This window comes from Bacillus sp. MC1252 (assembly GCF_056838025.1).
This window is the reverse complement of sequence record NZ_CM166369.1, coordinates 681,327-698,382: the sequence shown is the minus strand read 5'-3', so window position 1 is coordinate 698,382 and position 17,056 is coordinate 681,327. Positions and strand designations below refer to the sequence as shown.

Genomic DNA, 17,056 nt, shown 5'->3' with positions numbered 1-17,056 from the left:
GTCATCTGCCTTATGCGGATGACTCTCTTTTTCATTTAAATAAAAAGCTTTTCTTTCTTTCGAATCTGAATAAAATAAAAGTTGTGCAGCCATATGGGCTGTGAGAAGATCATATACATGATGTGAAACGTACATGAAGTGAAAGGAGCGATACGCATGTTTTGGACAATTGAATGGGATACTGTCTTAAAATTAGCCGTGGCCACCTTAATCGGGCTGATCATTGGTCTAGAACGCGAGCTTAAGAAAAAGCCGCTCGGCTTAAAAACGTGTATTGTCATTGCTGTCAGCTCCTGCGTATTAACCATCATCAGCATTGATGCAGCCTACAATTTCCCTCGAGTCTCTAAGCTTCAAATGGACCCACTCAGGTTACCGGCGCAAATTATATCTGGTGTTGGTTTTATTGGAGCAGGTGTGATTCTGCGAAAAAGCAATGATGTCATCTCAGGTCTCACGACTTCCGCGATGATCTGGGGAGCAGCAGGACTTGGGGTTGCAACAGGTGCAGGTTTTTATAAAGAAGCCTTCCTCAGTCTTTTCTTTATTCTGATCAGTGTCGAATTTTTACCATGGCTCTTCCAGCGAATCGGGCCGATCCGCCTGCAGGAAAAAGAAATCCGCATCAGGATGTCACTTTCTGATCGAAACCGGATGACAGACATTTTAAAAGAAATGAAAGCACTCAATATTCGCATTCATTCTGTTCGAATTGATGATTTAAAGGAAAAGGACTATCCGATCATGGAAGTACGCGTTCGTGTGCATAAAGACCGATATACAACCGATGTGTACTTTGATATTAAAGATCTAGAAGGCGTTGTTGGCGTGAAGTGTGATACGGTGTAAAAGGTGATGAGACAAAAGTCTCATCACCTTTTTTATGGGATAAGGGGTTGAACCACAGCTCACATTCAAATAAAATACAAAATATGAAATAAATGATAAAAGGGGATTTCTCATGGGCTCAATGGATCGTAAAAATCGCATTTTTCTCTTTACTGGTATTCTGGCAGTATTCGCACTAGCTGTCATCTTCACCTCACATTATGTCACTCCCGCATCAACGAATGCAGCAGACAAAAAACAAACAAAGACACCAAAAAACATCATCTTTATCGTTGGTGATGGGATGGGGATGCCCGTGATCAAAGCCTACCGTACGTTCAAGCAGGAAAAGCATTCTTCTTCAAAAGAACAGACTGTCTGGGACCCTTATTTAGTCGGGATGCAGACGACACATCCAGATGATCCTCGAGATAATATTACTGATTCAGCTGCCGCAGCCACAGCCATGGCAACCGGAAAAAAAACATACAATGATGCTATCGCCGTCAATCATGAAAAAGAACCTCTTAGAAGCGTCGTTGAAGCAGCAAAGGAAGCACGAATGAAAACAGCCTTTGTCGTCTCATCTGATATCACCGATGCAACACCGGCTGCTTTTGGCACACATAACGTCTCCCGAAAAAACAAAGAACAAATTGCAGACCACTTTTTTGATGAGAAAATCAATGGAGAGCACAAAGTCGATATCCTTCTCGGTGGCGGCATGCAATACTTTGACCGCAAAGACCGTGATCTTGTTCAAGCATTTAAGAAGAGCGGGTATGCCATTCTTCGATCGAAAGATGATTTAACATCTCAATCATCAAAGCAAATGCTCGGCTTATTTCAGGACGATGAGCTAGATCGAGCCATCGACCGTCCGAAGCATGTGCCTACTTTAAAAGACATGACGCAGGCAGCACTGACCCAATTAAATCAGGACAATCAGCATGGCTTTTTTATGCTGCTTGAAGGCAGTACCATTGATTCTGCTGGACATGAAAATGATGTTGTCGGAGCAATGAGTGAGATGGAGGATTTTGAGAAAGCGGTCCAAGCGGCACTTCAATTCGCTAAAAAAGATCAAGAAACCCTCGTGGTCATCACAGCAGATCATGCGACTGGCGGCTTTTCTTTTGGCGCAGATGGTATGACAAGTGAGACCGGCTATAAATGGGACCCAGCGCCCATCCTAGCTGCAAAGAAAACGCCTGTGTATATGGCAAAGAAAATCGCAGGTGGTCAATCAGTACGTGATGTACTTCACACCTATATTGATGTCTCACTCACAGAAGAAGAAATCTCACAGGTAGAAAAAGCGGCACAATCAGGGAAGGCCAGTACGATCCAACTCAGTATTCAACGTATCTTTGATCAGCGTTCTTTCACAGGCTGGACAACCTTTGCCCATACAGGTGAGGATGTCCCTGTCTATGCATACGGGCCAGGTAAAGCAGCATTTCAGGGCTGGATTGATAATACAAAGCAAGGAAAAAACCTGTTTCAAATGATTGAATCGCCATCCGCATATCGCCCATAAAAAACAATCCCCGCCTCAACACATAGGCGGGGATTTTCGTTTTAAGATTGACTTAGCTTTGTAAAGTCAAACGTCGTAATAGGTGCTGCTTGCTCAATATCGGAGCGGAAGCCAGCGAGCATAGCCTTCTCTTCTTCTCCGAGGGTGGCCAAATCAAAGGCTTGATGCAGCAAACCATAGATCAGCATGTGACGTAAGCGAAGGAAGTCAGGAATGTAGGCGAGCCACTCATCCCCAAGCTCATTCTCTTCACGATATCCTTTAAGGAACTGCTTCATAAAGTTCCCTGCAAAAGCAGCTTTGTCTTCGTATGGAATCACTGGGTACCACAAGACATTGTATAGCAAAATGCTGATGTCGTTCATAAACCAGTTGTATCCAATATCATCGAAATCAAAGGTCGTGATTTTCCCTTGATCCCAGTGGAAGTTTCCATGATGCAGATCCGCATGAACCAATCCGTACGTATCCTGATTTTTCGGGAGCTTTGCCAGCTTTTCCATTAATCGATCCGCTTGTTCGAACACAAGCGTCTGATCTGCTGGTACATATTTTCGCAGCTTAAGCTGCTCCTCTTCATCCCACTCTTGTCTTTTATAGCGTGGGTCTGACAGCTGATAGCTTTTTGTCAGCTTGTGCATGCGGCCTGTATATTGTCCAAGGGCATAAAATAATTCATCGTTCCAGTCTGCCTCTTCAACTTTTCGGCCTGGTGCTTTTTCATAGACTCGAAGCAAAAACGCACCGCCTTGCCCATCGTCTACTTGCTCGATATCACGGCCATTTAATGAAGCAATTGGTTTCGCAACCGAAAGACCGCCCTTCGCTAAGTGATGCAGCCATTCCATTTCACCTAAAATATAATCAGGTGATCTGCGGATGGTATGAGTAATTTTTAAAATGAAAGACTCTCCGTCCTTTTTCATTTCATACACATAGTTTTCTGCATCTGCGATAAAGTGGATGTCACTTCGCTGGACCCCGTATAAATGAGTTGCCTCATCTAAAATTTTCGATTCGTCATATATGGCTTTTACATCTTTATGCATGCTGATTCTCCCTCTTCATATATTTTGCTAATTCGCGAATGGTGTGTTTTTCAGCAAAATTCAAATCATCAACATACCAACCCTTCTTTTCAATCTCTACTTCCATTTTGACAGCAAGTAAAGAATTTCCTCCTAAATCGAAAAAGTCGTTGTCAATTCCTACTTTTTCCACATGAAGAATGTCACACCAAATGTCTAAAAGTAAGGCCTCACGTTCATTGGTTGGCTGTGCGTAAAGTCCATCAGCCTGCGTATGTTCCGTCTTTAATAATGAACGAAGACCTTCTTCATCATGCACCTTTAGAGCCTTCACATAGCCGCTGTGCAATGTTTGATCTGTTTGAACCGTTTCCCATGTATAAGCTTCCGAAGCGGGATGACTTGCTGCCTTCATCGTGTGATCCTCTATTTCTCCAGCTGAGTGCTGACGAGATGACAGTTGATTGACGATTTGAATGTGATCACTCAATGAACCGATTTCTTCCACTTGTATTCGATATGTTTGCTGACCCTCAATCTCCTGCATCTGATGCTCTTCCATAAATGACTTGAATAGCTGATTACGTCCAGTAGATGCAAACGTAAATTCAATGGTAGAAAGTTGGTGCTGACGGCTGTATTCAGCGAGCCATGTCAGACATTTTTGCTCAATCCCTTTCCCTAGAGCACGGCAGCTCAGCATCCATGCATCTATTTTCAACGTTTCATTCGCATGATGTGCCAAGATGGCGCCTACAATCCCTTCATGACTGAAGCGATCCGCTGCCTCAATGATCCAGCCTTGAACATGCTCATTCTCCATCCGCTCTCTCAGCTGCTGTTCATCAAAGCGCTGATCATTTAAACGGAATTGGTTAATGCGACTGCTCATCTGAGCCACCCGGGCAAGGTGCTGCTCTCCCCATTCTGTTACGCTCATGTTCAAATTCAAATCTTTTAAAAATTGCTCCATTGACGGCGACTCTGCTCGCTCTTTTTGACGCGCTTTTTCAGCCTGATAGCTCGTTGTCCGCCCTCTATCCTCATCGGTGACATCATAGCGGTCAAATGCCCAAGCATGCTGGGTAAATAACGGAATGGCTTTTTCATTAGCAGGTAACAGCAGTGTCATCACTTCAGGTAGCTCTTCATTCATACGCAAGCACTGCGCTGGGTCATCATCTAAGAAAATAAACTGAGATAATGAAAGGTTCAGTGAATCTGCCATCTCTTTTAGATGATCCGGTTTACTTTCCCAATTGATCCGCCAGTCGACAATATCCTCTTTTTGCAAGATCATATCCGGGTGGTTTTCAAACACACGCCACACATCTTCTTCATTATTCCTGCTGCTTAGGACAAGCAGCATCCCCTCTTGTTGCTTTTGTTTTAAAAAGCGCTGGAGCGTTTGATGTTCTGGCGTGATCTCGATGCCTTCCACGCCGTCTTCTGAAACGACACCTCTCCAAAGTGTATAGTCGCAGTCAATGGCCGCTACTTTAAATGGTGCACCTTGCCATGCAACAATCTCTCGCGCGACTTTTGTACCAATTGCTCCACAAAAGGCTTCAGTGAATGGGAGATGCGCGGCTTGCTCTCCTTTTTCATCAAAAATCTCTTCAATCTGATATTGCTGAGCAAGCTGGCGGCAGTCGATTAACTGAACGCCGCTCATCTCAGATAACTGGGCGATCCACTCTTGTTCCACGTCTTGCAGGGTGTCTTTAAAAGCAGTACTCATTGGCAAAATGCCAACAAAATATAGGTTATGTTTCGTTTTTAATTTCAGAACGTTGGCAAGCTCTCCAGCATGTTCTGAGGCCAGCTTTTTCTTTTCTTCAAGTGATAGATGAGCTGGACCCGTGATATCCTCCAAACGAATGAGTAGAAGGTTGGCTCCATTTTTCTTCTGTGAGATGAGGCTGCGTTCGTTTAACAATTCCTGATAGACCTGCCCATACGGTGCAAATTGAACATCGAGCTGCACATCAAACTGCTTGGTCCAGTACTGAATGTAAGGAGCAACTGGATCTGCCGTAAACGTGGAGCTGACTGTCAGCACAAGTGGTGCTTTTTTCTCTGCACGCTCTCTTTTCTCTTTTGCCAATCGTTCTTCTTCCTCTGAAAGCACGTTAAATTCCTTGAGCAATTGATCAGGTGCTTGAACAGCCTGTTCGACCAAGTGCTGGAAGTGTTTCACGAAAGCTTGCATCGTCTCATGTTCAAACAGAGCAAGATTGTATTGAAGAACGCACTTTAACTCGTCTGTTACCTCTCTGACAACATCCATTTTCATATCGAGCTTGGAAATTCCCTTAGCAAACTCATGCGTTTCAAAGGTCAGTCCATCCGCTTCAATTTTAATATTTGGATCGTACTCATTATGATAAATGAGCATCGTATCAAAGAATGGATTGCGATGCGGTCTTGTTTTTGGATTTAGATGCTCGACCATTTGATCAAATGGATATTCTTGATGATCATAAGCATCAAGCAGGACTTGCTTTGTTTGAGCCAATTGCTCTGTAAAGGATACATCTTGTACCATGTCTAGTTTAATTGGCAGGAAGTTCGTAAACATGCCAATTGTATGTTCAATATCTGCGTGACGTCTTCCAGCAACAAGAGAACCGACAATCAGCTCCTCCTGATCGGCATAACGTGAGAGCAGCAGACCATATAGCTGGAACAAGATGACATTGTTTGTCAGCTGAAATCGTTCAGCGAGCTGTTCAATTTTTTCTACGATGTGCGGTTCAATATTAAATTTGATCGCTCTTCCTAAGAAGGATTGTTCCTTCCGTTCAAAATCATATGGCATCGTCAAGGTTGGAACGTTTGAGCCCACTTGCTCCTTCCAATAATTCTGCTGCTTTTGAAACATCTCACTGCGGAAATACTGATCCTGCCATTCTGCATAATCCTTATATTGAACAGTAAGTTCAGGCAAGGCTTCCCCTCGATAAAGCTCAGTAAATTCTTTAATAAAGATGTTCATGCTCGCACCATCAGCCACAATATTATGCATATCAACTAATAAGAGATGATCATCTGCTGCGATTTTCACAAAACGCACACGGATCAATGGTGCAGCCTTTAAGTCAAATGGGCGAATGAATTCATCGATTTGTGCTTCTAATTCCTCTTCCTTCGCCTCTGTCATTTCAACAGCAAACTGGTATTCATTATGGACCCGCTGAACCGGTTCTCCATCTTTTAATTCAAAGGTCGTTCGCAAGGTTTCATGACGATCAATTAATTGCTTGAAGGTCTGCTCAAAACGCTCGACGTCAATTTCACCTTTACATCTTAGTGCCATCGGCATGTTGTATGAGGTCACTTGACCAATACGCTGATGAATGAGGAACGTCCGTCTTTGAGCAGCAGATAATGGATACGTGTCTTTCTTTTCCACTGGTTCAATCTTGAAATATTGATGCTTCTCTGCCTTTTCGATGAATGCTTGTAGCTTTTCAATCGTCGGATTGTTGAACATGTCTGTGAGCGTAAGTTCTACACCAAACTCTTTGTGAATTTGAGAAATCAGACCGGTCGCATTTAACGAATGTCCGCCAAGCTCAAAGAAATGATCGTCCCTTTCCACCTTTTCGATTCCTAAAATGTCTTTCCACATCCGCTTTAGTGTTGCCTCAATGTCGCTCGCTGCTGCGTCTTTGCCTTGATTGTTTTCCTCTATTTCCTGCCCCTTGTTTTCCTTCGGCACCACCATTTGCACACCTGAAGACGAAGAGAGTGCTGATGTATCTACCTTTTCAATCCAATATCGTTGTCGTTCAAACGGATAGGTCGGCAGGGATACTTTTTGAATTGATTTGTGTTGTCTTAATTTTGTCCAGTCAACCGGCACTCCTTGAAGCCAGAGGTCACCCAGCCTGCCCAGCAGGTAGCGGTCGTCTGCTGCCTCTTCTTTCGGGTGACGCATCAATGGAATCGGCTGCTGATGGTGTTCCTTAGCGGCTTGGCGAATAAAGGCACTTAACGTATTCCCTGGTCCGACTTCAATGAAAATGGGATCAAGCTCCGTTAATAATGTCTCTGCCCCATCACGGAAACGGACCGCTTGCCGCAAGTGATCGGCCCAGTATGCTGGGTCTTGCACCGCTTCATTTTCAATCCACGTACCCGTGACGTTAGAAATATACGGGATAGACGGTGCATTCAATCGATACTCTGCTAATTTTTCTTTGAATGATGGGAGGATGTCATCCATCATACTCGAATGGAAGGCATGAGAGGTGTGAAGCTTTCTGCACCCATGTCCAGCAGCCTCTAGCTTCTCAGCGAGTGCATCAATGGCTGCAGTCTCACCTGACACCACACATAACTCAGGACCATTTACTGCGGCGAGTGAAAGATCATCTGTCAAATGTGGCAGCACCTTCTGTTCACTCAAAGGAATACTCAGCATAGAGCCTTTCGGAAGCTGGCTAATGAGTTGTCCACGGTAAGACACGAGATCTATGGCATCTTCTACAGATAGTAAACCAGACACAGCAGCTGCTGTGTATTCTCCAATACTGTGACCGATCATCGCCTGCGGCTTTATCCCAAAATGAATCAACAATTTAGCCAAAGCGTATTCAATACTAAACAGGAGCGGCTGCGTATATTCTGTTTGGTTGATCAGCTGACGGTCATCACTTACTTCTGTTGAAAATAAAATGCTGAATGGATCAACTGAAACATGCTGTTTGAATTGCTCCAAGCATTGATCCAGCGCTTCCTTAAAGACTGGATACTTGTCATAAAGCTGACGCCCCATGTCCACATATTGAGATCCTTGGCCTGGGAAAAGAAAGACGACAGGCCGGCTCGATGTTTGAGAACTGGCCGTCTTGACCACCTCTTTTGACCTTTGATTCAGCGCTTGTAACATGTCAGCTGTGTCACTTCCAAGAATCACACGCTTATGCGGGAAATGATGGCGTCCTGTTTGGAGCGTATAGGCGACATCCGCTAAACGGACATGCTGCTGATGCTGAAGCAAATAGTCGGCAAGGCGGTCCGTCATTTTCTCAAGGGCTGCTGGTGTTTTTGCAGATAATAAAAGAAGCTCACTGTCATCTGCGCTATCTGCTGCTACACGTGTATTCGGTGCTTCTTCTAAAATGACATGAGCGTTTGTTCCACCAATTCCAAATGAGCTTACACCTGCCCGGCGAGGAGCTGCCTGCTCGCCCCATGGTGTCAAGTCTGTGTTCACAACGAAAGGTGAATCGGCAAATTCAATTTTTTCATTCGGCGTCTCGAAATGAATCGTCGGCGGAATCACTTGATGCTTTAAGCTTAAGACCGTTTTAATAAAACCGGCGACACCTGAAGCATCATTCAAATGACCAACATTTGATTTCACAGAACCAATGCGGCAAAAGCCTTTTTTATCTGTATCAAACGCTTGCTTGAGTGCTTCAATTTCGATCGGGTCTCCGAGCGTTGTTCCGGTCCCATGTGCTTCAATGTAAGAAATGCTTTCAGGATCCACCTCGGCCATTCGAAGTGCTGTCTTAATCGCTGATACTTGACCTTTTGTACTCGGCGCAGTATACCCTACTTTTCTATTTCCATCATTATTAATAGAAGATCCTTTAATGACAGCATAAATGTGGTCCCCGTCTTCAATGGCATCCTCTAAATTTTTTAAAATGACAGCTCCTGCACCATCACCAAAAACGGTTCCATCGGCTTTGTTATCAAAGACGCGGCAATGTCCATCAGATGAATGGATCATACCTTCTTGATACAGATAGCCTGATTTTTGCGGCAGACGAATGGACACGCCGCCTGCAACTGCCATATGACAGTCTCCGCTTAATAAAGCCTGAACAGCTAAGTGAATTGACACCATAGAGGTCGAGCAGGCGGTTTGCACCACCATGCTCGGTCCCTTCAGATTTAATTTATATGAAATCATCGTCGCCAAATAGTCACGCATATTGAGAACAGCGGCTTCCAGTGTTTTCGAGTCCTCACCCTGAGCAGCCCCTTGAAGCGCTCTCATGACCCATTCTGTATTGATTCCTGCACCTGTATAGAGGCCAATTTGACCTTTATATTCAAACGGATCGTACCCAGCATCCTCAAGCGCCGTCCAAACACATTCATGAAACAGTCTGAACTGCGGGTCCATCATAGCCGCTTCCTTTGGTGTATAGTCAAAGAATTCCGCATCAAATAAATCGACATCATCAAGCATTCCTTTTGCTTTCACAAACCGGGGGTTTTTCAATAAGGCTTCATCTGTACCTTCACGCCGTAATTCTTCCTCTGTAAAAAAGGAGATTGTTTCCTTTCCCTTTTTCAGATTCTCCCAGTACTCTTCTACGTTTTTGGCACCTGGAAAACGACCTGCAAGACCGATAACAGCAATTTCTGCGCCATGATAGTGATTCGTTGTATCATTCATTCTCGATTCCGCCTCTCAATCTTTTATTCCGTTGCTGTTTAAAACGAGCTCTTCGATCACCTGATGTGACGACGGCTAGTTCTTCTTCCATCGATTCTTCCTTCGATTCATCAGAAGGCTTAATATATTTCGCAAGCTCTGCGACAGATGGGTACGTAAACAAGGTCACAACCGCTTCATTTGTTTGAAGTGCTTGATTTAACCGATTGGTGACTTGAACAATATCCAGTGAACTTGCGCCAAGATCAAAGAAGTTGTCGTGAATGCCCACTTGCTCCATGCCCATAAAGTCCTGCCATACTTGACAGATCGCTTTTTCAGTTTCATTTCGAGGAGCCACATATGGATTGCTCAGCTCTGGCCTTTCGTGCTTAGACACCTCATATGAATCCTCACTCTCTGCTGCCTTAGGCTCTAGTGACAGCCATTGATCTATCCGTTCATCAAGATTACCTGTGGACACGAGCATGTGACGATTCTGTCGATTAGAAAGAACATATTGGAACAGCTCGGCACCCTCTTCTGGTAAAATCGCAAGCTCATTAATCGATTCTCCAATTGTCGATTCTAGCTCACCCCAGAAATTCCACGCATCCCAGTTCACACACATCCACGGGGTTTGACTATGTTGATTGATTCTAGCTGCAAATGCATCCATATATAAGTTAGCCGCTGAGTAAGCAGAGAATCCTAAGCCCCCAAGCAATGCACTAATGGATGAAAAGAGGAGACAAAAATCCGCTTGCTCTTGATCTAGCAGCTGCTCCAGCACATCGAGCCCTTTCACCTTTGATTGGAATTGATCCTCTCCCTGCGCAAGTGTAGAAGGTATATCTTTGATCGCTCGGAAGGATGTACTCCCTGGTAATCCTGCCGCATGGAACACACCATGAACGCCGCCATGTTTTTGACGAATGGACTCAAATACATGCTTCATTTGATCAAGATTTCCCGCATTCGCCTGCACCGCTTCAACTGTTGCACCTAATCGTTCAAGCTCGAGTACTTTCTCAATTCTCGTACGCTGCGCTTCATCCGCATTTTCTTGATGAACGTATGACGCCCATTCACCTCTTGGCGGCAAAGCCGTTCTTCCTGTTAAATAAAGATGCACATTTCCTTCTTTCGCCAGCATCTTTGATAGAACAAATCCGATGCCTCCTAATCCACCTGTGATGAGATACACGCCATTTGGTCTGATCATCTTCGGAAGGCCATCTTTTTTTTGCAGCGGCATACGTTTGTAGCTCTGCACCCAGCGTTGACGATTGCGATACGCCACAAGCTGGTCCTTTCCAGGCTGCATGATTTCCTGCACAATGAGATCGACAAGTGTTTGTTCCTTCCAAGACATCATGTCTGGCACGTCTTCCACATCGATATTCCAGCATTTGATATGGTGGTATTCCTGTGAAATGACTTTACATGGTCCAAGCATTGCACTTTTCTCTGCACAAATCGTCTCATGCCCTGTGACTGGCTGAATCCCGCTAGTGACAGTAAACAGACGGCATTCTCGAATATTTTTTTGAGCCGCAATGGCTTGAGATAAGAAAATTAAGCTGTAATAGCCTTTTTCAATATGTGCCTGAAAAGCGGTTTGACGACTCGCGATGTCATCTTCTTTCGCAGCTTCCCATAAATGCAGAATACGAGTGATATTGACACCTTTATTAGACAATGAATCTAGCATGTTTCGATAATGCTGGCCTTCTGCCGGGTTGATCGTAAACGATTGACCTTGCTCTTGGTAAGCTTCACCCTTTGTGACAGAAATGGCCTTGATTCCTTGTTGATTGAATGATTGTGTAAACAGTTCATGAAAGGCATTCTGTTCCCTGAAAATGAGCCACGTTTGTTCTTCTGTTTCTTTTTCGAAAACTGGTTCTAGCGGCTGCTGCTCCCATGAAGGCAGGTAGAACCATTCTCCCATCTCTTTCTTCTTCGTTTCCTTAGGAGCTGATAGCTGCGGAGGAGAAGCCGGCTTTCCTGCTTCAATCCAATATCGTTTACGCTCGAATGGATAGGTTGGCAGCGAGACAAGCTGACGCTCCTCTTGAGTTGGACTTTGCTGCGTCTTGACCTCGTAGCCGCCTGCCCATAGCTCTCCTATTCGTTTTAAGAAATACGCATGATCATCCGCTTGTTCCCTTGCATGTCTCACCATATTCAGCACTTCATGATGAGACTCTTTGTTTTCATGACGTTTCGCTAATGCTGTCAAGCTGTTTCCAGGTCCTACCTCAATGAAAGCTCGTACTTCATCGGTGAATAGCTGAGACAAGCCAGCATGAAAACGAACGGTTCCACGAAGGTGATTTGTCCAATAAGATGCTGTCATCACCTCTTCACTTGTCGCCCACGTGCCTGTCACATTGGAGATGAACGGAATCGTCGGCTCATGCAATTCCACTTGCTCTACGAATTGATGAAACGCCTCCAGCATCGGCTCCATCATGTAAGAATGAAAGGCATGGGAAGTATGGAGCTGTCTTGTGACAATCCCTTTGTCTTGCAGCTTCTTTTCAAAAGCGTTGACATGCTCTTCCTGCCCAGAGACGACACAAAGGTCTTTTGCATTGACAGCAGCAACGGAAAGTGATTCATCGATCATCGAGCCAAGCTCTGCCTCCGGTAATTGCACACTAAGCATGGCGCCTTTTTCCATGCCTTGCATCATTCTGCCTCTTGCCATCACGAGTGTTAAAGCAGACTCCAGTGAGAAGACACCTGACAAACAAGCGGCAACGTATTCGCCAATACTGTGTCCAATCATCGATTCCGGCTCAACGCCGCTATGCTGCAGCAGCTTTGCTAATGCGTATTCGAATATGAAAAGAAGCGGCTGGGCATTTGATGTTTTTGTGATGTCTTGGTTTGTTTCATCCTCTGAAAAAACAATGGCCTTTAAATCAACTTGTTCCGTTTCCAGGACATATTTGAAGCACCTGTCTGCTTCCCATTTGAACACTGGCTCTGCTTCGTATAACCCGCGCATCATGCCAGCATATTGAGCGCCTTGACCCGAGAACATAAAGGTAGCTTTACGCCATTTTTTGCTTCGGAACACATTGGTTTCAAGTTGTTTTTGCTGCAGCCATTCATCAGCAGATGAGAGCACGATGGCTTTTCGGTACGGAAATTGCTTTCTGCCATAGCGCAATGTATAAGCGATATCTTCAAGCGGAACTTGAGGATGATGTATCACATAGTGCTTTAATTGATCCGTCATTGCCGCTAAAGCGGTGTCCGTTTTTGCAGATAGGACGAGCAGCTGCTTTTGCAAAGAAGCTGGTTTCTGCTTCACCAGTATTCCTTCTTCTATGATCATATGGGCGTTCGTTCCGCCAATTCCGAAAGAACTGACCCCCGCTCTTCTCGGCTCATCTGCTTCCTTCCAGTAGAGCGCCTTTTGATTTACATAAAACGGTGTATCTTTGAAAGGAATATCCTCATTTGGCGACTCATAATGAATGGTCGGCGGGATCGTTTTATGCTGTATGGCCAAAATGGCTTTAAACAGACCGGCAATCCCTGCCGCACTATTTAAGTGTCCAACGTTACTTTTGACAGAACCGATTGGAATCGTCAGCGGCTCTGTTCCTTTGAACACTTGGCTAAGGGCAGATACCTCGATTGGATCTCCCATTTTTGTCCCTGTTCCATGCGCTTCTAAATAACCGATGGAAGCGGGATCTATGCCTGATTTTTCATACGTTTCTTTTAGAACCTCTGCCTGTCCTTCTACACTCGGTGCTGTAAAACCAGCTTTCCGGTTGCCATCATTATTCACACCAACCCCTTTGATGACAGCATGAATCGGATTGCCGTCTCTGATGGCATCTTCGTAACGTTTTAACAGAACAATCCCCGCTCCATCTCCGAAAATGGTTCCGCTCGCCTCTTGGTCAAACGGACGGCAATGGCCATCTTTTGATTGAATCATCCCATCTTGATAGATGTAGCCGATATTTTCTGGAGAGCTGACCGTCACACCGCCAGCCAGCGCTGCATCACATTCTTGATTCAATAATGCTTGACAGGCCATGCCAATATTGACAAGTGAGGTCGAACAAGCTGTCTGCATGGTCACACTAGGCCCGTGTAAATTCAATTTATAAGAAAGCTGCGTACTAAAGAACTCACGATCATTTAACAGCATCGCACTGAATTGCTCTGTTGCTTCCATTTGATGTGCAAAGCGCGTCAGCCACTCATGATTTGGACTTGTTCCTGTATAAACGCCAATTTTCCCAGCCATTCTGTCAGGGTCACAGCCAGCATCCTCAAGCGCCTCCCAAGCACATTCATGCAAGAGTCTGAACTGCGGATCCATCAGCTCTGCCTCTCTAGCAGAATAGTTGAAGAAGTCTGCATCAAAGCCCTCGATATGTTGTAAACGGCCTTTTGCTCCGATAAAATTCGGATGCTGATAAACAGACGCATCCAGCCCTGCTTTCTTGAGCTCTTCTTCTGTGAAAAAGTGAATCATTTCCTCGCCATTCACAAGACGCTGCCAAAAGTCTTCTAGCGACGACGCCCCTGGGAACCTTCCTGCCATTCCGACAATTGCAATATCTGTATGTTCCGGCGACGTGATCTTTACTGGGAGAGAAGCAGGTGTTTGTTCACGTTCTGCCTGTTCTTCAAACAAATATTCAGAAAGGCTTGCCACTGTGGCAAAACGATATAATTGAACGGTGTCAATTTTTTGATCCATTCGCTCAGATATTTTCGCTGCAAGCTGGGATATATCAAGAGATGTCGCACCAAATTCAAAAAATGGTGATTCATCGTCTATTTGATCAAACCCAAAATGAGTTTGAACAATGTCATGAATGTCTTTTTGTAAAGAAGCGAGCGATGTAAATACACGTTTTTCCTCCTGTGGCTTGTACGGTTCAATGGCTGCCATCGGTTTTGTTTGTGCAGAGAAGTCTTTTTTATGAAATGGATACCCTGGGAGCGGAATACGCTGCCTGTTCTTCTCATCTGTTAAAGGAAAAGCTAAGTCGACCCCCATTTCCCAAAGAACACCTGCGATTTGAAGGATGTCTCCATCAAGTGGTTCGGTTGTTTTTTCTGCTCCTTTTTCAACCATGATCCCTTGTTTCATTGAAAGATCGATGATCAAGGCTGTTGATTCCTGCTCAATCAAAGACGGCTTTACAGCCTGGCCCATATCAAGGAAACGCTTTGCAGACGATGGTTGGAAGGTGGTCAGTTCCTCACCGGTCTGTTGAATGTAAACAGGCTGATGCAGTGTTTTTGGAGGCAAAGTAGAAAGCCATTGATCCACCTTTTGAGTGTCACGAAGGTGATACACAATGGATGCCGCTTCTGTCAGTTCAAGACCGCCGGCTGCGTATAAAGCTGTCCACACCCCGCTCCCTTCTCCAATCCATACGTCTGGTTCAATCCCGAGTTCCCTCAGCTGATAGGCAAAAGCCGATGTCATGATCAGCATAGCCACTTCTGCTTGACCATGTTGTTTTGAATGGAACAGCTGATCTTTTTCTATAGGTAACACGGATTGGATAAGGCTAATGAATCGATCCACTTCTGTCTTGAAAGAATGGTCTTTCTCATACAGCTTGATATATTCACGTAAGCCTGCCTCATGATAGCCAGTCAACCTCATGCTCATCCGTTTGAAAAGAGCACTTTCTCTGCCTACAGTCTCTTCGTTTAGAACTTGTAGCTGCTCTAGTAATTCATCCCTCGTGGAACAGACAAACGTTTTTCGGTATTGGAAGGCCCTTCTTCCACTTTGTAAGGTGTAAGCAGCTTCACCAAGTGAGAGTTCATGATGTGAGGAAACATATTCCTTCAGGTTTTTTGTCATGTTCTTCATGTCATGCTTTGATCTGGCTGACAGCACGATTAATTCTTTGGACGAGTCCGGGTTGTTTGCTTTTCTCGGCTTTGCCTCTTCTAAGATGACATGGGCATTTGCACCACCTATGCCAAAGGCGCTGACTCCAGCTCTCCTTGGCAATTGAGACGCCTTCCACTCTTCTTTATTTGTCCCAACATAAAATGGGGTTTGATCAAATGGAATACGGTGATTCGGCTTATCAAAGTGCGGCATCGGGACAAATTGACGATGATGCAGCATCATGACTGTTTTGATAAACCCAGCCACGCCGCTTGCAGCATCTAAATGACCAATATTGGCTTTCACTGATCCAATCCGGCAAAAGCCTTGTTGATCTGTTTGAAAAGCACGAGTGAGCGCTTCAATCTCTATCGGATCTCCAACTGGTGTACCCGTTCCATGTGCTTCGATATAAGAAATCGTCTCTGGTTCTGTCTCAGCCATTTCTAAAGCAGATTCAATGACGCTTGCCTGACCACTGACACTTGGAGCCGTATAGCCGACTTTATTGCTTCCATCATTGTTCGTTGCAGACCCTTTCACGACGGCATAAATAAAATCTCCGTCTTCTAGCGCATCTTTTAATCGTTTTAGCGCCACAACGCCTGCACCTTCTCCAAAAATGGTCCCTTTTGCTTTCTCATCAAATGGTCGGCAATGGCCATCAGGAGAATAAATCATTCCTTCTTGGTGTTGATATCCTGTAATCTGCGGCTGATGGAGTGTGACACCGCCAGCTAACGCAAGGTCACATTCTCCACCGATTAATCCTTGGCAGGCCATATGGATAGCAACAAGCGACGTGGAGCAAGCCGTTTGTACCGATACACTTGGACCTTTTAGATTTAATTTATAGGCAACCCGAGAAGCAAAGGACGGGTCATTGAGATGCATGATTTGAAACACATCTTCGTTCTTTTCAAGTGACGACATATGCTGCCCCATCCACGATAGATTGCTAGATGCACCAGCATAAAGGCCAATTAACCCATCGTATTGCTCAGGCTCATAGCCAGCGTCTTCTAGCGCATGCCATGTACATTCATGCATCAATCGAATTTGCGGATCCATGATCGAAGCCTCTCGCGGAGTATAGCCAAAGAAGTCTGCATCAAATGATGCCGCACCTTGTAAATATGGCTTGGCCTTCACATAATCAGGATGCTTTAGCAGCGTCTCATCTACACCAGCTGCCTTTAATTCCTCATCAGTGAAAAACGTAACGGATTCCTTCCCTTGCGATACATTTTCCCAAAACGTTTGGACATCCGGTGCTCCGGGAAACGTACCTGCTAATCCTACTACTGCAATTTCAAGTCCAGATTCGGTCCATTGCTCTTGATCAGACATACGCAACA

5 protein-coding genes are annotated in these 17,056 nt (G+C 44.9%); 2 read left to right on the top strand and 3 right to left on the bottom strand.

The window, feature by feature from the left end:
* The first annotated feature begins 156 nt into the window (after positions 1 to 156).
* Positions 157 to 849 carry an MgtC/SapB family protein gene (locus tag ACYH0L_RS03385; RefSeq protein WP_024424547.1) on the top strand — a complete coding sequence of 231 codons (693 nt, stop codon included), beginning with the start codon at positions 157 to 159 and terminating at the stop codon, positions 847 to 849.
* Between the two features lie 112 nt (positions 850 to 961).
* Entirely contained in the window at positions 962 to 2,368 is a 1,407-nt protein-coding gene (locus ACYH0L_RS03380) for an alkaline phosphatase (protein ID WP_099727357.1), read from the top strand.
* A 41-nt stretch (positions 2,369 to 2,409) separates the two neighbouring features.
* Here the strand turns inward: ACYH0L_RS03380 and ACYH0L_RS03375 are convergent, their stop codons facing one another.
* The 3 genes from ACYH0L_RS03375 to ACYH0L_RS03365 are packed head-to-tail and all read right to left on the bottom strand — an operon-like array spanning position 2,410 to position 17,048.
* Entirely contained in the window at positions 2,410 to 3,417 is a 1,008-nt protein-coding gene (locus ACYH0L_RS03375) for a phosphotransferase enzyme family protein (protein ID WP_099727358.1), read from the bottom strand.
* Positions 3,410 to 9,820 carry an HAD-IIIC family phosphatase gene (locus ACYH0L_RS03370; protein ID WP_482354358.1) on the bottom strand — a complete coding sequence of 2,137 codons (6,411 nt, stop codon included), beginning with the start codon at positions 9,818 to 9,820 and terminating at the stop codon, positions 3,410 to 3,412. The genes ACYH0L_RS03375 and ACYH0L_RS03370 overlap by 8 nt, the downstream gene beginning before the upstream one ends.
* A complete protein-coding gene (locus ACYH0L_RS03365) occupies positions 9,813 to 17,048 on the bottom strand; it encodes a beta-ketoacyl synthase N-terminal-like domain-containing protein (protein ID WP_482354357.1) in 7,236 nt (2,411 codons plus the stop codon). Before ACYH0L_RS03365 ends, ACYH0L_RS03370 begins: the two co-directional genes overlap by 8 nt.
* Positions 17,049 to 17,056: the final 8 nt, after the last annotated feature.

Bases quoted from the DNA above. Each gene is read 5' to 3' on its own strand.
- ACYH0L_RS03385 (WP_024424547.1), top strand. From the start codon at position 157: ATGTTTTGGACAATTGAATGGGATACTGTCTTAAAATTAGCCGTGGCC.
- ACYH0L_RS03380 (WP_099727357.1), top strand. From the start codon at position 962: ATGGGCTCAATGGATCGTAAAAATCGCATTTTTCTCTTTACTGGTATT.
- ACYH0L_RS03375 (WP_099727358.1), bottom strand. From the start codon at position 3,417: ATGCATAAAGATGTAAAAGCCATATATGACGAATCGAAAATTTTAGAT.
- ACYH0L_RS03370 (WP_482354358.1), bottom strand. From the start codon at position 9,820: ATGAATGATACAACGAATCACTATCATGGCGCAGAAATTGCTGTTATC.
- ACYH0L_RS03365 (WP_482354357.1), bottom strand. From the start codon at position 17,048: ATGTCTGATCAAGAGCAATGGACCGAATCTGGACTTGAAATTGCAGTA.